The organism is Streptomyces achromogenes subsp. achromogenes (assembly GCF_000720835.1).
In the GTDB taxonomy this organism is placed as follows: Bacteria; Actinomycetota; Actinomycetes; order Streptomycetales; family Streptomycetaceae; genus Streptomyces; species Streptomyces achromogenes.
Genome location: NZ_JODT01000042.1, coordinates 32,774 through 52,428, shown reverse-complemented (window position 1 = coordinate 52,428; position 19,655 = coordinate 32,774). Strand labels below are relative to the sequence as shown.

At 69.0% G+C, this 19,655-nt stretch carries 10 protein-coding genes; 2 read left to right on the top strand and 8 right to left on the bottom strand.

What is annotated here, in order from left to right; translation table 11 throughout:
- Positions 1–53 precede the first annotated feature (53 nt).
- Positions 54–6,281: an RHS repeat domain-containing protein gene (locus tag IH25_RS0132235; RefSeq protein WP_157847056.1), complete on the bottom strand. Its 6,228-nt coding sequence runs from the start codon at positions 6,279–6,281 to the stop codon at positions 54–56.
- Between the two features lie 549 nt (positions 6,282–6,830).
- On the opposite strand from IH25_RS0132235, the gene IH25_RS0132230 reads away from it, so the two are divergent.
- A complete protein-coding gene (locus IH25_RS0132230) occupies positions 6,831–8,117 on the top strand; it encodes a phospholipase D-like domain-containing protein (protein ID WP_030618838.1) in 1,287 nt (428 codons plus the stop codon).
- A 185-nt stretch (positions 8,118–8,302) separates the two neighbouring features.
- Here the strand turns inward: IH25_RS0132230 and IH25_RS0132225 are convergent, their stop codons facing one another.
- From IH25_RS0132225 to IH25_RS0132215, 3 genes are all read right to left on the bottom strand, one after another.
- On the bottom strand, positions 8,303–9,676 hold the full coding sequence (locus IH25_RS0132225) for a hypothetical protein (RefSeq protein ID WP_030618834.1): 1,374 nt from the start codon (positions 9,674–9,676) through the stop codon (positions 8,303–8,305).
- Entirely contained in the window at positions 9,673–10,809 is a 1,137-nt protein-coding gene (locus IH25_RS0132220; RefSeq protein WP_245172948.1) for a tyrosine-type recombinase/integrase, read from the bottom strand. Before IH25_RS0132220 ends, IH25_RS0132225 begins: the two co-directional genes overlap by 4 nt.
- Before the next feature lie 134 nt (positions 10,810–10,943).
- Positions 10,944–11,471: a hypothetical protein gene (locus IH25_RS0132215; RefSeq protein WP_209445402.1), complete on the bottom strand. Its 528-nt coding sequence runs from the start codon at positions 11,469–11,471 to the stop codon at positions 10,944–10,946.
- Between the two features lie 323 nt (positions 11,472–11,794).
- Here IH25_RS0132215 and IH25_RS0132210 point away from each other — a divergent pair, with 323 nt between their 5' ends.
- Entirely contained in the window at positions 11,795–12,484 is a 690-nt protein-coding gene (locus IH25_RS0132210; RefSeq protein ID WP_030618824.1) for a hypothetical protein, read from the top strand.
- Positions 12,485–13,186: 702 nt separating this feature from the next.
- Here IH25_RS0132210 and IH25_RS0132205 read toward each other — a convergent pair.
- The 4 genes from IH25_RS0132205 to IH25_RS41995 all read right to left on the bottom strand — a co-directional run bounded on the left by IH25_RS0132205 (position 13,187) and on the right by IH25_RS41995 (position 18,526).
- Positions 13,187–14,404, bottom strand: a complete 1,218-nt coding sequence (locus IH25_RS0132205) for a hypothetical protein (protein ID WP_030618820.1) — start codon at positions 14,402–14,404, stop codon at positions 13,187–13,189.
- A complete protein-coding gene (locus IH25_RS40955) occupies positions 14,401–14,943 on the bottom strand; it encodes a hypothetical protein (RefSeq protein WP_030618817.1) in 543 nt (180 codons plus the stop codon). Before IH25_RS40955 ends, IH25_RS0132205 begins: the two co-directional genes overlap by 4 nt.
- A 107-nt stretch (positions 14,944–15,050) precedes the next feature.
- Positions 15,051–17,915: a M48 family metalloprotease gene (locus IH25_RS0132195; RefSeq protein WP_030618814.1), complete on the bottom strand. Its 2,865-nt coding sequence runs from the start codon at positions 17,913–17,915 to the stop codon at positions 15,051–15,053.
- Complete coding sequence (locus tag IH25_RS41995; RefSeq protein ID WP_209445401.1) at positions 17,915–18,526, bottom strand: hypothetical protein; 612 nt, start codon at positions 18,524–18,526, stop codon at positions 17,915–17,917. The genes IH25_RS0132195 and IH25_RS41995 overlap by 1 nt, the downstream gene beginning before the upstream one ends.
- Positions 18,527–19,655: the final 1,129 nt, after the last annotated feature.

The following is a 19,655-nucleotide window of genomic DNA, read 5'->3' as shown; positions in this document are numbered from 1 at the left end:
GGACACCTGTCTCATCCTCCTTCACTCACTCGTTACCGTTGGTGCTGTCCGGGCTAGAAGAAGAAGCTGAACAGCCAGAGGGTAAGCGTGACTGCCCAGGACAGGGAGCCACCTCCGCCTCCGTGGCCGCCACTCCCGCCAGAGTTGGAGGGTCCGTAGTGGATGGTCTCCGTCCAGGTGATCGTCTGGGTCCTCTTGGACATCACTCCCTTTTTGAACACCTCGTTGTCGAGCGGATGACCGATATTCTTGTCCCACCATGTGCCGTAACCGACACCGCCGGGGTGGGTGGCGGAGTTGATCGTACTTGCGTTCTCCGCGGTGAAGCGGACACGGGCCGTACCCTCCGCCTTGTCGACGGAGGTCACCTTGTACTTGAGCTCGTACGAGCCGAGGAAGGCTGCCGAGAGGTTGCTGGTGAAGTCACTGTAGAGCTTGCCGAAGCTGTCCGAGATTGAACCGCCCAGGCTGTAGTTGTTGAACCCGGGGTCCCCGGCCTGCAGTTTGCCGGAGCGCAGGTCCTGAGCGATCTTGGTTCGCGTCGCCTTCACATGCTTGTGCGACTTGAGCGTCTTGGTGAAGCGGCTGTTGCCCGTCAGATCACGGTGACGCGGACCAGTGTCGGTGGCCCATTCCCAGGCGATGCGCAGGGCGTTGGGGTCGTCCGGGGGCCCGAAAACGAAGTTGGCGATAGGGTCGGGCACGTCGACGAGGGTGTCCACGAGCTTCAGCCCGTAGCCCACGTTGTGCCCCACGTAATCGACCGCTACCACCCACGTGGTGGCGAAGACCACCTTGCCGGTGCTCTTGACGTCGTCCGTGAAGTCGTCCCAGGAGTACAGGCCGGTCGAGTCGGTGAGGTTGACGGGGTTGTTGCGGGCGTAGCTGTACAGGTTGAGGGTCTGGGGCTGCTCCGGTGCGGTCACCGGGTCGGTGCTGAGGAACCGGCCGAGGCTCGGGTCGTAGACGCGTGCCCCCATCAGGGACAGCCCGGTGCTGTCGTCCTCCGCCTTGCCGACGAAGCCGCGGTCCGTCTCGGCCGGCAGGTTCGCCGTGGTCCCGCGCTGCTTGCCGAAGGGAGTGGTGCGCCGTCGGACCAGGACGCCGCCGACTGCTGTGATCATCAGCTGCGTGGAGGCCTGCCCGTCGGAGAGCAGCCAGGTAAGCTTGCCGTTCGGGTCGGATTCAGTGGCGGTGCGCATGGCGACGCTGCTGCCGTCCACGGCGTAGTACCGCGTCGCGCGGGTCTTGTCGGTGCGGTGGAGTTCGGTTGCCTCCAGGTAGAGGACCTTCTCCTTCGGTGTGTTGCGGACGACGGGGTTGCCGTCGGCATCGTAGACGTAGGTGGAGACCTCGTCCCCGGCCGTCTTCTGCTGCGTCACCTTGGCGAGGTGTCCCATCGCGTCCCAGTCCAGGACGGAGGGGACGGAGCCGACGGTGCGACCGGTCATCTGCCCGGCGTCGTTGTAGCTGTAGATGTCGGTGCCGCCGTTGCTGCGCGTCACGCCGGTGACGGCGTGCGGGCGGGGCTGGTCGGGGGTGTAGGTGGATTCGTCGGTGCTGTAGCCAGGGTATTTGTAGTCGCTCGTGATGGCGGCTGCCGAGGCGGACGCCTTGTCGGTGACCGACTGGATGTTGCCCATCCGGTCGTAGGTGTAGCTGCTCTGGTAGGGGTCGGGACCGGCGAAGTCCGACGTCGGTGTGCCGGTGCAGGTGGTTGAGGCAGTGGTCCAGGCCCCGGTGATCCTGCGCAGCTCGTCGTAGGTGAAGCATTGCTGCTGGTTGTCGGTCCCTTCCCGCAAGGCGGTGACCTGTCCGCCGTTGTTGCGGGTGTAGCTGTCGTTTTGGACCGTCTTCGTGGTGCCGCCGGCGGTGGTCTCGGTGGTGATGTTCTTCAGCCAGCCGGAGCCGTTCGCGTCCTCGTAGCCGAAGCGGCGCACGACGCTGGTGTTCGTCCCCACGGTGCCCAGACTGCGTGAGGTCAGACGGCCGATGTTGTCGTAGCCGACATCGGCGACGTACGTAGCGAGCGGGCTGGAGACCTTGGTGGCCCGTCCGTCTTTGTAGGTGGTGGTGACGGTCTCGGCGGGCAGGCCGCCGAGCGCCGGGTAGTCCACCGCGGTGACGTGGTCGGCCAGGTCGTAGTGGTACTTGGTCTGGTAGGCACCCGCGAGTCCGGACCCGTCGTCGGGCATCACGAAGGTCTTGGCGGTCGCCCGCCCGCGCACGTCGTATCCGTCGATCCTGGACGTGTACGGTTTGCCCGCGCTGTAGCTCGTTGCGGTGGCGAGCAGGCCCTTGCCCTGAGCGGCGGTGTCGTAGCTCTTCTCCGTCAGCACGCTCGCGCCCTGCTTGACGGTGGTGGGGCGGTTCAGAGTGTCGTAGTCGTAGGTGAGGGTGATGTTGCGCTGGTCAGTGACGGTCTGGATCTGCCCGTTGGCGTCGAAACCGGTGGTGGTCCTGCCGGTGTCCGGTTCTTCGCTGAGGACCCGCTCACCGGCCCAGTCGTAGGCGTAGTGGCTGGTGTTGCCCGCCGCGTCGTGGACGTACTTCAGCTGGCCCTTGCGGGTGTACTCGTAGGTGGTGGTGAACTGCTGGGCACTGAGGTTCTCCACCACCTTGGCAGTGAGGCCGAAGGTGTCCCGGACCGTCTTGGTCGGACTGCCGGCCGGCGGGAACACGGTCACCTCGTCGGCACCCTGGTACTGCGTGACCGTCTTGCCGGAAGCCTGGACCACGCCCTTGGCCTGCACCTGGGAGAGGATGGTGCGCCCCGCCCAGTCGCTCTTGAGGTCGGTGTAGGAGGGGATGGCGGCGACGGCGGGGTTGACCAGACCGGAGCCGGCGGCTTCGCTGTTGTAGAACACGGCGGTGGTGCCGGCCACGTTGCCCGAGGAGTCGTAGCGGGTGACCTGGACGTCCCGTCCGGTTCCGTCGGGGGCGACGGTTTGCTTCTCGCGCTCGCGGCCGAGTCCGTCACTGTAGGTGTAGGACGCCAGGTAGGTCGTGCCCGATTGCAGCACGCGGGTCGTGGTGCGCACGGGGTCGCCGGTGGCCACCCGCGGTACACCGGTTTCCGACGATGCCACCGGGACCTGGTAGTCGAAGGTCATCGAGGCGGTTCCGTCGGGATAGTTCGCCGCTTCGGTGGGCTTGAAGACCTTCGACAGCCGTCCCACGGCGTCGTAGACGAGCTGGGTGGTGCTGCCGTTGGCGTCCACCGTCTTCCACGCCTGGCCCCAGAACCGCGACAGGTAGCGGGTCGTGGTCAGGGGTGCGCCGGGGCCGGAGCCGTCGGGGTCGGGGGTCGTGGTGGTGATCCCGTCCACCGGCCAGGAGGTCTGCGGCTTGTAGACGATCGTGGTGCTCTGGTTCTTGCCGTCCCACGTCTTGGTCTGCCGGCCCGCCGCGTCGTACTGGGCCCTCACGGTGTGCCAGGCGGTCTCCGAGGTGTACGTGCGCACCTCGGTCGCGTTGCCGTCGACCAGCGCCTTGTCGTTCTCGGCGAAGGACAGGGCCCCGTCATAAAAGGTGGTCACCCGCTTGTCCATGTGGGCTGCGGGGGTGCCTGCGGTCTCGTCGCCCGCCACGGTGCTGCAGGAGACGCTGTAGTGGCGCTCGTCGTCCTGGTAGACCATCCAGCGCTTGGCGCCGTCGTCGGCGTCGGTCAGGTCGTCGGTGTTGTAGGCGCGTCCGTACTCGGTGCAACTGTTGTCCGAGACGTTGGTCTCGCCCCAGTCGTCGACGCGCATCGGCAGGCCGAAGACGGTGGATGCCTTCTCGGCGTCGTCGTACTCGGTCTCGACGATGTGCTCGCGCCAGCCGGAACCGTCGGCGGAGTTGGTGACCTTCTCCAGGGTGCGGATCTTGTCCTCGCGCACCATCCGGGCGTCGGGCATCCCCGTGTACTGGGCGGTGTTGTGGGCCCAGTACTCGTGCCACTCTCGTTCCTGGGAGTCACCGTTGTGGTCGCGGCTGGAGGTCTCCAGGGTCTGTCCGGCCAGCCATGCGCTGTCGGTCCACTCCTTCGCGTCGGAGTCGGCGACCTTGACGCTCGCGGTCTTTGAGGCGTCACTCTTGGAGGTTCGGCCGCCGTCCAGGCCGCGGTAGAGCCAGTGGTAGGTGGAGTGCTTGTTTTCGTTGGCGCCCGTCGTGACAAGCACCTTGCCGTATCCTCGCCAGTCCGACCACGTCTCGTCGTCGTCATCGACCAGCGGGTCGTCGGTGTAGCGCCAGCCGGGGGCTCCGTCGTACTCGTAGTCGGTGATCATGGGCGGGGCGCCGTCGTTGGCCTTGCCCGGGTCCACCTGGACGCGCTTGGTGACAAACTTTTTGAACCAGCCGGTGCGTTCTGCGTCCGCGCCTTCCGGGACCCACTTCTGCCAGAAGCACTCGTAGTGGTTGTCCGGCTCGGAGGGTGCACCCCCTTCGGGGCAGGTGCGGTCGACGGTGCCGCCTTCGTCGGTGGCGTGGCCGTACGTTGCGGTCACGGTGGAACCGGCGTCGGTGAAGATTTTGTTGACACGCCGGAAGTTCAGCTCCCCGCTGCCGACCTTGTTGTCCTGCCACTCACCGTTGAAGTTGATGGTCGGCATGTCGATGTCGTCACCGGCGTAGCCGCGGCGCTGGATGTAGTCCAGCCAGAGCTGGTCACCGACCGAGCCCGAGGGGTTCATCAGGGCGTACTTGAATTGGTACTGCTTGACCAGGTCCCAACCGGAGGTGTTGGTGTCGCGGACGTGGATGGTGATGTCCCACAGCATGTCGCGCTGGAAGAACGTGGGGTAGTACGTCTTGCCGGCGCAGGTCTCGCCGTCCTCCGGGCCGTCGCAGATCAGGTCGACGGGCACGTCGGGGTAGGACTCGGGCTTGGCGTCGATGGTGGGACAGTCGGGTGTGGCGTTGTTGAGCGGGTCCTTCTCCGTCATGCGTTCGACGCAGCGGTTCACATGCTGGAAGTCGATCATGGCGGGCAGCTGCGCGCCGGGGATCTGGGAGGACCAGCCGTAGTCGATCCGGGAGAGGTAGGACCCGGCGTCGTAACCGCGCGCCTTGTCCGCCGCGGCGACCGAACGGTAGTAGTTCGTCTCCTTGTTGTAGAAGTAGGAGTTCTCCACCTCGTTGGAGGTGACGACACGGTCGAGGCTCCAGCGCCAGGCCTGCTTGCAGGGCTTCGGGTAGGAAGCATGGCAGGGCTCGCCCGTGTCATCGCCGATGACCGGGACAGTGAGGACGGAATTCGTTTTCTCCCGTACGTTGTCCAGGTTCAGTCGCTCGGTACGGCCCCAGCCGAAGTAGTAGCGGGTGCCGTCCTGCTTGGTGACGACCCAGTATTCGTCGGTGTTGTCCGAGCCGTAGCCGCCATTGAGCTTTTGAACCCGCCAGCCGGGATCGTCCTTGATACGGAAGGACCCGGTGCCGGTGCCGTCCTGGATGAGGTCCGAGGTGACACCGTCCAACTGGATCGTGTAGACGGCTCCGTTGGGATCCGAGTTGGAGTTGGGAGAGTCCCAGCACAAGTCACCAAAGGTTTTGTGGCCGTCGTCGGCGCAGTTGATGTACCGGCGTTCGATGGCGCCCACGTTGAGGTCCCAGCCCATACCGACCCATGAGGCCTGGTTGTTGGAGGCCGAGGTGCGGCCGTCCACACTCTGGGAGTTGTACGACAGGGACAGGTCCGGCGCCATGCCCATGGGAGGCTGCGGCACCTCGATGGGCACGGAGTAGGTGAACGCGCCGGAGGACAGGGCGACGTCCCACTTGCCCGACGGGTTGACCGCGGTCGCGCGATAGTCACCCGCGTCCGACGACGAACCCGAGACGAGCGCGTAGATGGCGGGAGCCACCGCGGAAAAGCGGCCGGTGACCGTGTCCGGGAGCCTTGGGGAGCGGGGCGTCGCGACGTCCGGGGCCGCCTGCACCGGTGCGGTCAATCTCCCGGACCGCACGTCGTTGCGCTGCCCCGGGACGGTCCGGGCCATGCCGCATGCCTTCTTGTGCGGGGTGGTCACGGCACAGGCCGGATACTCGACCAGCCGCAGACGCGAGGCGAAGTCGCCACCGTAGGCGTGTGCGAAGCCCGAGTAGTCCAGGATCGCGTTGACGGTACCGGCGGACGGAACACCGTCCTTCCGCGTCACCCTAAGCCCCATGCCGACGCCGCCCACCGGCGCCACGGCCTTACGATCCAGGACCTCCACCCGGACCGTGGCCGGGGAGGTGTCGATAGGCTCGGTGATCTTCTTCGGCTCCGCCGTGGCCGCGGCGCCGATGGACACCACGGATGGATTGTCGGCCGGTTCCGCCCCTGACGCCTCACCGGTGGTCATCGCCCGAGGCGCCGAGCCGACAGCGGGGACATCGAGCGTCGCCGACTGCGATCGCGGCCATGTCACCTTCGGAGCCCTGGCCATGCCCTGCTCGACGGGCTGCGACAGCGTCGGCCCCGTCGAACGGCCTGGAACGCTGGGCTGGCGCTCCGCGGCACCGGCCATGACGGGTGCCAGTAAGACGGATGAGAGCATTCCCGCCAGCAGTACCTTGACAGTCGTTAGAGCGACGGCTTTATGTCTCACACTCATAAGCCCCCCACACGTGTCGACGTAGGCATGCCAAAGTACTGCTGCTCTCTTCGGCATGGCATGAACTTGGCACATGGAGGCTTGAAGTGCCCCCTGCGAATGGATGCGGGCGAGGTCAAATCCGCAGATCAGGCGCGATTTCAGGGCAGTGAGGACTGTCGCAAAGCTGTGGCGTCTGTCATAGTCCACCCGTCACACAGCCGACCGGAGAGGTGAGGGCGGCGCACTCATCAACATGGAAGGGGAGCCATGCGTCTTGGTACATGCGGGATCGCGGCCGCTGCCGTCGCCACGGCGGCGTCGCTACTGGCGGTCGGTCTTCCACCGGCAACGGCTGCGGAAACTGGGGCCAGCGCGGCGCCGGCCGCCACCGCCGAGCAGTCCGGCCCCATCTTCAACAATCCGCTCGGAACAACGGCGGATCAGAACGTCATCCGCACCAAGATCCTGGCGTACGTCGGAACGGCACCAGCGGATTCGTCGATCAAGGTCGCGTTATACCACCTGTGGGACCAAGAGGTCGCGCAGGCTCTCGCCGACGCGCGCCAGCGAGGCGTCCACGTACAAATGGTGCTGGACGAGTCCACCGTCAGTTCCCGACCCAGTGAGGCCAGTTACGGCATCCTGCGGGACGCTCTCGGCACCGACATCACACAGGGATCTTTCGTCACCCTATGCCCCGCGGGTAAGTCCTGCCTCGGCCGTCCAGAGTTCGGAGCCTCCATCAACCACAACAAATTCTGGCTGTTCTCTCAGGTCGACGGGGCATCGGACGTCGTACTGCAGACCTCCTCCAACATGTCGCCCGCAGCGTATAACGCGTTCTGGAACGACGCCTACGTCGTCACCTACAACACCGGGATCTATAACGCGTACAGCGGATACTTCACTGCCCTGGCCGGCAAGGACTGGGAGAACTGGCGCTACACCTCCAGCGCCTGGAGCCCGTACAAGGCCTACTTCTTCCCGTACTATCCGGGCAGCGGCAACACCACGGACACCATCTGGAACATCCTCGACAACGTCACGTGCACGTACACCCAGGACGGTGCGACCAAGCACACCAAGGTCAGGGTCGCCATGTTCAAGTTCACCCGGCAGGGTGTGGCCGACAAGCTGGTCGAGTTGAAGGAGGCCGGATGCTCGGTGGAACTCGTGTACACGTCCACGGACAGTAAGGACAGCAGCGGATCCGCCGGCACCTGGGAGACGCTCCACTCGGTCTCCGGTCTCTCGCCGATCTGCTACTACGACGACCACGACAACGATCCCGCCACCGCCGCCCGCATCGTGCATAGCAAATACCTGCTGATCGATGGCAAGTACGACGGCGCGGTGAACAAGGTCCTCTGGACGGGCAGCCACAACTACAGCGGTCCGGCGCTGCGGGAGAACGATGAGGCACTGCTCAAGGTCGACGACTCGGCCGCGCACGACGCCTACGTGGCCAACTTCAACACCGTCAAGGCGGCGGCCAAGCCGGGCGTCAACGACAACACCCCGGCCTGCAAGGGCGTCGTCAGCCAGCCGGAATAGGCCGACTGCGGGTCAGGACGGCAAGGCCGCGCGGGCCCGCCATCGCCTCGGCCTGCTCCACGAAGGGGGTCACCCGCGGGTCGCGGGTTTCATTGACGCTGAGCCATGGGCGGGCAAGATCTATCGCGCGATGGCCGAGCACCCCGCCAGCATGAGCGAGGAGAAGCTGGTTGACGCGACCGGGCTCACTCCGGCCCAGATCGAGCTCGGCGAGCTGTGGCAGAACCTGGGCGCCCTGCGCTGGTGGGAACGTCCTCGCGGGTGATGACGAAGTCGTCCGGCAGGCCCGCCAGCGGCTCCCCGGGACGGGTCAGTCCCATGGCTCTGCCCTGCCTGAGCACGTTGCGGGCCTTGCTGATGTAGGCGATGCGCGTGAGCGTGCTCATCTCGTCGTTCGCTTCGAGGAACGACATCCTGTTCAGGAAGTTCTCGACATCGGCGCGGGCCAGCGCGGCTTTGTCCAGGCCGCGGTCGGGCCGCGCGCGCAGGCTGTCCGAGAGCTTGGCCAGGCCGTGAAGGTGCTGCTGCGCGTGCGAGGCCACGCTCTTGGAGCGGACCTTGGAGAGGTAGTCGCGCGCCCAGCGCTTCGCGCTCTCCCGCAGCCAGGGCTGGTGGATGTCGGTGAAGACGAGGTAGCCGCGGTGCCCGAAGGCCACCAGGTCCCACTCGTCCTTGGCGTACTCGCCCTCGGGCGTCTTCACCGCTCGGATCGCGTAGATGCGGGTCCGGTTCAGCAGGCGCAGGGCGCCACTGTTCGCGGCCGGGTCGGGGACGTCTTCCAGGCGCTGGGCGAGCGAGGGGCGGATCGCCTTGTCGATCAGGGCACGGAAGTTGCCGGCCTCGGTGCGGGCGCCGCGGTCACAGCGGTGCTGGAGCCCGAACAGCAGCTGGGCAACGACGAGCTCGGGCAGACCGCGAAAACTGATCTCGATGCCGTAGCCGCCCGACGGCGCGGTCCGCAGCCACATCTCCTCATCGAATCCGGGCTCCCGGCGCAGGGCGGGCAGCGATTTCCCGTGCGGATGGCACAGTCTCGTGCCGAACTCGCTGACGGCCTGGCGGTTGCAGGCGCGCACCGAGCAGTCCCCGAGGCCGGGCAGACCCTTGATGCTCGGGTCGGCGAGGAACTCCTCGAGCGTGCCGCCGTGCTTGATCCTCTGCCAGCGGTGGGCGCGGCATACCGGCTCCTTCCCCGAGTTGTTCCACGGGCGCTCGCAGCCGGAGACGCGGCAGGTCCCGGTGCCCAGGTGCAGGTGACGCGAGACGCGGGGGATCTTGATGAACTCCTCGGCCGGTATCCCGGACTTGCGCTGGCGTGAGTAGCACGTGCTGCACAGCTTCTTCCCGCGCACCGGGGACTGGCAGTTGGGCACGGGACACTGCCTGCCGCCCATGGTGGGGTGTCCCACGGGCGTCATGACGCGGCGCTCGGCGTCCCAGCCGGCCTCGGCCAGGAAGTCCTCTCTGATCATCGACCACAGGAAGGTCGTCAGCTCGGCGTCGGAGGCGTCGGGGCCTGGAGCCGGTCCGTCGACGACCGGCGCAAGGAACGTCGTCACCGGGCACCGCCCGCGAACTCGCGCGGCGAGGGAACAGCGTTCACCGCGTCCCGCAGCCGGTCGGGGGCCGGCGTCAGGTACGGCTCCGCACTGGACAGCCGGGAGTGGTCCAGCAGCGCGGCGATCTCGTCCTGGCCGCCGCCGGCGTCCGCGACGTTGCTGCCCGCCGCGCGCCGCAGCATGCGCGGTGTGACGTTCCTGCTCAACCCGGCCCGCTTGGACAGGCGCCCGAACAGCTCGGTGATGCTGTCCGCGGTCATCGGCGCGCCGAGCGGCTCGGCGAACAGGTTCACCAGCACGAAGTCGCTGTCCGGGCCGTGCGGCAGCGCCATTCGCTCCATCACGTACTGGTCGTAGGCGAGCACCACCAGGTGGTCAACGGGCTTCCACCGGCCCGGCGCGGCCGTCGGCTGCCGTTTCGCCCAGGCCCCGTTGGAGTTGTCCCGCCGCAGCGTATGCAGGTGAGAGCCCTTTTTCGGGCAGCCGAGCGCCGAAGAGTCCAGCATGAAATGCATGTCCTCGCGCCGCAGCCCGGCCGCGCCTCCCGGACGCAGTCCGGCCCGGCCCAACAGCAGCACGATGAACCTGTCCCGCGCGTTGCGGCAGGCCAGGAACAACTCCACGATCTCGCGATCGGTCGCCCGCTCGCCCTTCTTGCGCGGGACCTGCACCCGGTGCCGGGGCCGCATCCGGTAGCCGGTCACATCCTCCCCACGGGCCTGTTCCGGCAGATCCCAGTTCTCCGCCACCTCGTACATCTGAGCCATCACGTGCGAGGGCACCGTCTTCGCGGTGATGCCGTGCAACAGGAACTGGCGCACTCCCGTGAGGATGTTCTGGATCCGCGCCGGCTCGCGTATGACCTCGGCCCCCGGCCCGGGGTGCACCAGTCCGCTGCCCGAGGGACGGTCGATACCCGTGACCTGCTTCGTGCCGAACTTCAGCCAGACGATGAACATCCCCAGCTCCGCGGCCGCCACCCGCCAGTCGGGGCCCGTCCGTATGCACCAGCGCAGGTACAGCGCGATATGCCCGGCGTACGTACGGGTCGTCAGCTCGGCCTGGTCCTTACCGAACCGGACGTGCCGCAGGAACGCATCCGCCTCCGGGACCACGGCCAGGTCGTCGTTCACAACGGTCCAGTACCGGACGCCGGACGGGAGTTGAGCAGGAAAGGCCCGCAAGGGTCTCCTCCGATCTCATGTGCAACGTGTCGCAACACTCGCGACAGCCCCAGAGATGCTAGAGAAAACCCCAGGTCACACGGCTAGCGCGACGTCACACCACACTCGGAGAAGCCCGGGAGAACGCACCAGAGCAGGGTGGCGCGGCCGTGCCGGGCGGTGCGGCGGCGCACGACGTCGGCGTAGGACTGGGAGGCGAAGCCGCGGACCACCAGGACCGGGATGCCGTATTCGGCGAGCCAGGTGGTGAACATCTGCCGGAGGGTGTCCTTCTCCGCCGCGACGTACACCGGGCGCTGGCCCTCGGTGCGGTCCAGGGCGAACCAGTCCACGGCCTCGCGCAGGAACGCGGCGGCGTCCGGCCAGGACGGCGGGACGTGGACCTCGCGCAGGGTGTCGATCAGGTCCGGGAAGCGGCCCTCGCGGCGTGCCTGGGCGAGGTGGGAGGACAGGTGCCGGTACATCGACGGGGTGTGCCCCAGCACGCCCTCGGAAACCAGCCGGTACATCACCTGGCGCAGCGTGACCCCGCCCTCGTAGCTCTCCACGATCTCCCGCGCCCGGTCCACCACGGCCGGCCACCGCACCCGCTCACCCACCATGCGGTACATGTACCCCTCGCAGGGCCGGCCTGCGTGTGCACCAGCTCGCCGCGTCCTCGGTGATGTCACATCGGACACGCCCCGACCAGGGCTGTGGCCGGCGTCGTGCCGGGTGTGGCCGGCCTCGTGGTGGGGCCTTTGGCCGGCCCGCCACGGTGGTCCGGTCCGGGACGTCGGCGGCCCCGGGCGGGTGAATTCTCCTTCGCGTACGCGGGCGCAGTGCTAGCTGTGCGCGTCCAACTTGCTTACTTCCGAGAGCTATTGACAGCTTTTCGGATGCTCTGTCATGTTCTGTCCGCCGCTTCCGGCGAACGCGAGCGAGAGGTGATCTCATGCGACGAACCGAGTACGACGCGGGCCAGGCCGCCAAGCGCCTGAAGGTGCCCGTAGCCGCCTTCCGGTGGGCCCGGCACACCGGCCTCGTCCCCGCTCCCGACGTGCCGCCGTCCCGGTGGTCGCGTGCCGCCGTGGAGGCGATGGACGCCGACACCATCCAGGCCGCCATGTCCACCCCGCCGATCTCCGGCGGCGCGGCGGCGGACCGGATCGCCGACGCGCTCGGCACCCCGAACCCGGCCACCTACGGCGAGAAGACGAAGGTGACGGCGTTCGTAGTGCGCCGGTTCGTCGACCGCGGCCTCCTGGTCGACCTGAGCGCGAACCCGGACGGGACGCTGCACCACCCCGGCCAGGTCGACCAGGTCTGCCGCCGCGAGGACCTGGCGGAGCTGGTCGCCGCCGACACCCCGCTCGGGCCCGAGCAGGCGGCCGCCCGGCTCGGGGTGCGCAGGGTTGAGTTCGATCACATGGTCCGGCTCGGTTGGGTCCGCTCCCCTCAGTCGGTCGAGGTCCGCTTCGGCACCAGCCGGGCCGGGGCCGTCGACGTCGCCCTCTACACCACCGCCTCCGTCGACGCGATCCCCACCGCCCACCCAGAAGTCGACTGGGAGCAGCTGCGCACGGTGGAGAAAGGCCGGCGCTCCCCGCTCGCCGCGCTGGCGAAGCAGGCCGCCCCGGCCTGACCTGTACCACTGTCCGGCGACGCCGCCCCTCCCCGCTGTGGCGGGTAGGGCGGTGTCGCCCTGCCGGGGCCAGCCGCGCGGCGAATCGAACCGATCAACCGGCTCAAGCGCCACCGGGCCGTCGCCACCCGGTACACAAACTCGCCGTCCGCTACGAAGCGACCGTGCTGGTCGCAGCCATCAACGAGTGGCTGTGACCAGCACTTTCACAACAGACCCTAGAGGCGTATGCCGCCCCCGTCGCCTCGACCGAGACGGAGCCGGGCGCGCCGGGCGCTGTCGCTGCGCTGGCTCGGGTGATCGCGGCGCCGCCGTCCGTCGCACGGGCGTCGCCGCTGTCCCGCATCTCGGCGCCTGACCGCGCGTCGCCGCACCCGTTCTCATCCCCCATCGATTCGCTCCCGGAGACTGGCTGTGGTCGACCCAGGTGCCGGCACTGCTGCCGGCACCGTCAGTCTTGGTGTCACCACTCCGCCCCACCCGCCCCATTCCCGTGCCCGCCCCACCGGGCCTGCGTTCCGGTGTGCGCGGACCCGGCACCAGACGCCTTCGCCTGCCCTGTATCCGTGGCCGAATCCCCGCGGTCGGGCTGCGACCAGGTCCACACCAGCGCTGTAACCCCGGTACCGGCCTGCAGTGGTGTCACGGACGCTACGGCTCCTGAAATTCGCATCAGGGATCTCCTGGCCTTCGAGGAGCCCTTCAGCGGGACGTCGGCGGATCGGGGAGCGCGGCGATCTTCTCGCTGTTGTCCGCAGCCAGGCGTACGAGGCGCTGGTACGCCTCCTCGGTGAGGGCGCGATCGGAGGTGTGGATCTCGCCGCGGTACTGCCCCCGGGTCGCCTCTCCGACGGACGGCCCGGTCGCGGTGCACGACAGGTCCTTCGACTTGCCCGGCTGGATCACGAGGGTGCCCGAGCACTCCGGGTCCAGCTCCACCAGCGTCCCGTCCCGGTCGACAGTCCACGAGTAGGTCACCGGGACAGCCTTGGAGGCGTCCGGTTCCGAGGTGGACCCCAGGTAGGTGACGGTCACCCGGGCGGTGAAGACACAGGCCGTGGGGGCGCACTCACCCTTGTAGTCGCGCAGGATCTGGGTGGTCACGTCGATCCGGGGATCCACCGCGTCGCGGATCTCGGGCAGTGCCGCGCGGAAGTCGGCGGAGAACCGCTCCACCTCGGACCTGGACGGCACCTTGACGTCGAGCACGGCCGTGTCCCCGAAACTGATCCGGTCGACGAACCGGGCGCCGTCCGCCTGCCGGTCGCTCAGGCAGATGGTGGTGTCGCCGACGTGGAACGGGGTGCAGGTGTGGTCCCCCACAGTGACGGGGGCGCCGACGGTGATCTTCTCGTCCGGGTCCTTTGCCCGCACGGTCTTCGCCAGCGCCGGGGGAGCCAGCGTGGTGGCGAGGTCCTGGGAGAAGAACATTCCTGGCTGCACCATCGAGGGGTGCTCGGCGAGTACCTTCGACTTCTCGGCCATGCCGAGCGCCCGCCAGGCCTCGGTCTCCCCACGCAGGAACGACCTGCCGCCGATGCCCGTGTAGTCCAGTGCCGGACTACTGGGCATCGCCAACGTTCCAAGCGCGTCGGCGGGGTTGCTGACGATCAGGTCCACCCGTGCGTCCTCGCCGCCCGCAGCTCCCTGGGCTCCTGTGATCTTCATGGTGCCCGTGTAGTGCAGCGCCGGGAGTTCACGCAGGAGGCCGGCGGCGCGCGTCAACTCGGCGCGTGGTGACGAGCCGCGGGCGTCGTCCGCCCCGTCGTCGCCGTCCGGCCCGATGAAGATCCACAGGAGCAGTCCGGTGATGGCGAGGAGAAGAAGCAGCGCGAGCAGCAAGGTCCGCCGCCGTGAGCGGCGGCGCGCGTCCGGATCCGGCGCCGGACCGGGGGCGAGGGAGGAGACGGACTCGGTCACCGCTCGTCACCGTCCTTGCCCTTGAGCGGCGTGAGACAGGTGACCGGGATGATGGTGGGCCAGGTGTACGACTGCTCCACGACGACCTTGCCGTCGACGGTGATGCGGCAGGTGGTCGTGCCTGTTCCCGCCAAGTCCTTGCGGTCCGGGATGGCCCCGGTCTCGCAGGAGTCACCGCCGGTCGCGCGGCCGAGACATCCGGTGCCGTTGGCCATCAGGCTGACCCACAGGTCCTTGCCCTCCACCGTGAGCGTGGTCTTCCACGGCGACTGCGCCGACAGTTCCCCGTCCTTCTGCCCGAGCACCTTCATGCCGTCAGGGCCGGTGATGTGCCCGAAGTAATTGATCGCGACCGGCCGCCCGTAGTCGGAGATGACCTCGAGGACGGCGGTGTGGCGTTCGCCCGGTTTCCTGTCCGGGGCCGTGGCGCCCTTGTCCGCGCCGTCGCCGCCTCCGCCGCACGCGGTCAGTGCGAGTGCACCGCTCAGCAGCAGGACCGCGACGCGCCGCCGACGCGATGTGGTGGGGGTGATCGTCATGTGTGCGCCCTCCGGTGGGGTCGAGTGCGGGTCGGTGATGTCGGGTGAGCCTGCGGACTTGGGGTGCCCGGTCGGCGGGCTCGGCTCCGGCCTTCGCGGGGTCGGCATCACTTCGGTCGGATCGCCCCCTTTTCGGCGAGCCAGTAGGACATCGCGTCGACCGAGTCGATCGCGTTCCTGCGGGCGGTGTCCGCCGCCTCGGCCGTCGTGGCGTCCGGCCGCGTGGCCAGGGCCCGACAGGTGTCGGTCATCTCCCGGTGCCGGGTCAGCACACGCGTCCACATTCGCTGTCCCGCCGTGGAGGGCACGCTGAGGTAGGCGCCCGCCCGCCGCGTGGCCCGGTCCATCGCTCCACAGGCGCTCGTGACCCGGTGCATCGCCTGGAGAAATCCGGCGTCGTCGGTGGCCTCGCTCACGGCTGCGAAAGCGGCGCTGTACCGGAACTCCGCGGTCCGCAGCGCCTCGATGCGTTCCAGGCCGCCCGCCTTCGCCCACGCCTGGTGTTGGAGCCGGGACACCGTGGCGGAGGGTTCGGGCGCTGCCCGGTCCGGCACCAGGGCTGACAGGGAGGCCGGTCCTGGCGACGCGGACACGTCCACGGCGAGTGCTGTCGCTCCGACCCAGGTCACGACGGCTCCGACCGCGGCCAGGCGGACAGCACGCCGCCACTTCGGACGGAGCGGCCGCTGCGCGGCCGGCGAGGGCTGCGCGGCCGGGCGCGGCCCGGCCCCGCGCCCGGTGGTCACCTGACGCACGAGCAGGGCGGCGCCCCGGCCTGCGAGCCCGGCGCCGCGACCCACGAAGGCGGCCAGGCCCGCCACCGGCGTGCCCAGGGCCACGGCGTAAGGGAGGTGAACCTCCCGCGAGAGCGACCAGGCCACCGCCGACGGCCCGCTGCCCGCGTCCGCCCGGACCAGGGCGTGCGCGGCCGCCACGTCCACCAACGCGGTGATACCAGCCGCCGCCAATCCGGCTGTCAGCCACCTGGAGTCGGTCAGCGCTGCGACGACGGCGGCGGTCAGGGCCATCGCGGCGCAGATCACCAGGACGGGCACCATCATCTGTGCGAGGCGGAGCGGCCCGACCGCCCCTGGGGTTCCGAGCTGAGCGTCTCGCAGCCGGGCCAGCGCCACGGCCAGCCCGGCCGAGCAGACAATTCCGCCCGTCAGTACGCCCGCCGGCCCGGCGAAGGGCGACCGTCTCCCTCCGCCCGCCCCTTCGCCGCCCGGGCGGGAGGCGACGACCAGCGCGAGCACGGGCAGTGCCCAGAGCAGTACCTGTGCCCACCACAGACTCCCGACGCCCGTGAGCGTTCCGGGCAGCAGGCCCAGCACAGCGATGATGTGCCAGAGCGGCCCGGCGTCCGAGGGCGGCAGTCCGGGCAGTCCGTACGAGGCCAGCACCCCGGCCGTCGTGAACGGCCAGCCGTCCGTGAGGACCTCGCCCACGGACCGCCACCAGTACAGGACCGAGGCGTACGCGAGCGCGGGCACCGCCAGGCCCGCGAGCATGGCCGGCCCCGGCGGACGTTCCCGCCGGGCCCGCAGCCACCACTCGGCGTTCTGCGCGGTCCACGTCATCAGCAGGACCAGCGCGGCCACCAGGATCAGCAGTGCCTCGGGGTGGGCGGGCAGCCACTGGTTCATCGCGGCGCGCGGCCCGGTCAGTTCCCCCACCACCACGCCGAGACCGAGCCACAGGCCCGCGGACCACCCCGAGGGAATCGTCCGCCCCGCCCGGAGCGCGTACAGCACGGCACGCCACAGCGCGACACCGCCGATGCCGACGACCAGGCCCGCGACGAGCACGGTACCGAGCCACAGGAACTCGTACGGCAGTGCGTCCAGGTGCCAGACCAGGATGTCGGCCGCCAGCCCCGTGAGGAAAAGGGGCAGCGCCCTCAGTGTGAACAGCGCCATCGGGTCGGCCAGGGAGGCGCGACGCAGGGCCGGCGACGGATGGGTGTGCCAAAGCGCGGCGATCCGGACGAACGGTCTCCGCCACCCTTCTCCGGCGTGCCGTCGGACGGCGCTGTCCTGCCACGGCTGCGCACTCGCACCCCAGCGGACGGCCATGAGGTCGGCGTAGATCTCGCGATGGCGCAGGATCTCCAGCCGGGAGAGGTAGACCGCCAGGACCAGCAGGCCGCCGAGTACTTGGGCGTGCGTGTTGAACGGGGCGTACACGCCCCGGACCTCCGCCGAGCCGCGCAGGAGGAGGATGTCCAGGCCGACGCCCGTCCACGGCAGCAGCACCAGCACGAGGAACACCCGCCACAGGGCTACGGCGGCATAGGTGATGTCGATGTCCTTGTGGTGCAGGTGCGCCAGTTCGTGCAGCACCACGGCACGGAACCGCTCCTGTTCACTGTCGGCGGTGACCACCAGACCGCCGTCCAGGCGGATCACGGGCCGGCGCGAGCGGCCGAACGCGACGGCGCCGGTCGCCCGCGAAGCCGGATCGACAACGAAGCGGGGCGTGCGGCCGAGCCCGGCAACGGTTACCAGCTCGTCCAGCAGCGGCCGGAGGCGGCCGTGCACGTCTACGACGTCCAGGGGGACGACCCTGGTGCGCCGGGTCCGCCACAGAGGCAGCAGCCGGTGGACGGTGAATGCTGCGGCGAGCGCCACGAGCCCGACGCCGACCGACACGGTGGTGAAGTCCTGCGCGAAGCGGGCCGTGCACTCCTCCAGCGCGGCGGGCTGACGCTGGGACTGGACGAAGCTCGCGTTCGCCGACACGCTCGGGTCGATCCCCGCCGCCAGGAAACAGGCCGCCTCCCGATCGGCCTTCTCCGATGAGGCGAGGAGGTGCCAGACGGTCCGGGGGATCATGCTCACGCTGGCCGCGACCAGCAGGGCCAAGAGCAGGGCGAAACGTAAGGTGGTGCCCGCCGCGAGGACCCGCTCGTCGAGCGGGGCGGCGTCGGCGGGCTGCTCGGCGGCCCTCGCGCCGGAGGATAAGGCGACCATCAGGCCCCGACCGGCCGTGTGGGTTCACCCGGCTGTTCCGGCTCCTCCGGGCCGCCGTCCCGCCCGGCGGATTCGTCCGGTTGTGCCGGTGCGTCCGGCAGCTCGGGCCCGTTCGGACGGACCGGGGTGCGCGGGGCGAGCAGTCCGGGTGGGCCGTCGGGCCCGGCCTCCGCCACGGCCGCCGCCTCGGGCTCGGGCTCGTCCAGCACCAGCCGGGTCACCACCGCGTCGGCGATGACCGCCGCGCGCTCCGGCTCCAGCCCGCGCTGCACGGCCATCGCCAGCACCGACCGTCGTACGACCGCGAGCTGTTCACGCGTCAGCGCCGGAATCACGACCGGCGGAGGGGACGACCTGCGGAAGACTCTGCGCAGGGCGATCCCGGTCCTGGTGACCCCCTTCTGCACCCAGGTTCCCACGATCTGCTGCGTGGCCTGGTCCACCGCAAGCCACACCACCGGGGTCACCAGCGCGGCGGCCTCACCGAGCCCGAAGCCCAGAGGCTCCCGCCGCCGGACCTCGCCGCCCAGCCGACGCACGGCCGTGGCGTCGTCGAACCCGGCGAGACCTGCCAGCAGCGGCAGCTCCTCCGGTGCAACCTCGGTCACCACGTCCCGGACCACATCTCGTACCCGAACCGCTTTGACGTCCACGGCACCTCCACCCAGCCGCCGGCCGACGACATGAAGTTAAAAACTAGCGCTCCGGGCACGGTACGGAGTCCGGAATGGCACCTTCCGGAACGGGCCCCGAGCGCGGTGGCGCTCAGCGCGGCAGGTACCGAAGATCCCGACGGTGCAAGTCCAGGAAGCCGTGCTCCGCCGCGATCGCGCCCGCAGCGTCCTCGACTGAGCGGCACGTACCCCGCACAGCCGGCCACAGTATCCCCGATGTCCATCACACCGAACCCGGCGTCTCCCGGCACCACATGGGCCTCCACCACTCCCACCCGGCCGGCTCCCCGTCCTGGGCGATCACGGTGCGTTCTGACCACCGATCAGATGACGGTCCTCCGAAGCGCTCCTCGCGACCGGTTCAAGGATGGCAACGCACTCCACATGATGCGTCATCGGAAAGGTGCCGGCTTGGACGCAGACGTGAAGACAGCAGGTCAGAGCGCTTCTCCCATCTTGGATGAGGGCCGTCGGGTACACGGAGCGTCAAATGAGCGTCACGGCGCAGACCCAGGGACGGCTGCGCGGCGGATGCCCGCTGGGGAGCTTCGTCTGCCGTCGGCCGGGCGAGGGCAGACGGACGGCTCCACATCTGTCGGGCTGCCTCCGCAGCTGGTCGAGGACACCTGCGGTCGCCTCCCACCACTGGCCATCCGCTCCCCCGTCTCGAGGATGTGGCCGGTGTCCGTCAACGTCAACAGGGCGGGCAGCAGCCGTGGTAGAGGGAAGCCGGCGAGGCCATCGTGGAGCCGACGCAGGGCGCCGAGAACCTTTACGGGCGGACCGGCCGCAGTGAGTGCGAAGGCTGGAGATGGCGCTGATGTTGGTGTCCAGGGACGGCGCCAGGTAGTCGATCACCATGGTGGTGACCGCTCCATCGTGCGCAGCGCTCCGGAGTGAGGCGGTGCTCGAGGTGGGAACGGCGGCGGGAGTGGTCTTCGCCGTCACTGCACAGTGAAGTGCCCTGACCCATTGGGCTGCCCATGGAGTTGAGTGCGACACCGCCCGTGGAGATGAAGGTCTCGTCGTCCAGGAGCATCCGCTTTACTCGGCGTAGCGGAAGACC

What these genes read in the sequence shown, in the direction of transcription:
- IH25_RS0132215 (WP_209445402.1), bottom strand. Translation starts at nt 11,471, where the DNA reads ATGTACCGCATGGTGGGTGAGCGGGTGCGGTGGCCGGCCGTGGTGGAC.
- IH25_RS0132230 (WP_030618838.1), top strand. Translation starts at nt 6,831, where the DNA reads ATGCGTCTTGGTACATGCGGGATCGCGGCCGCTGCCGTCGCCACGGCG.
- IH25_RS0132210 (WP_030618824.1), top strand. Translation starts at nt 11,795, where the DNA reads ATGCGACGAACCGAGTACGACGCGGGCCAGGCCGCCAAGCGCCTGAAG.
- IH25_RS40955 (WP_030618817.1), bottom strand. Translation starts at nt 14,943, where the DNA reads ATGACGATCACCCCCACCACATCGCGTCGGCGGCGCGTCGCGGTCCTG.
- IH25_RS0132195 (WP_030618814.1), bottom strand. Translation starts at nt 17,915, where the DNA reads ATGGTCGCCTTATCCTCCGGCGCGAGGGCCGCCGAGCAGCCCGCCGAC.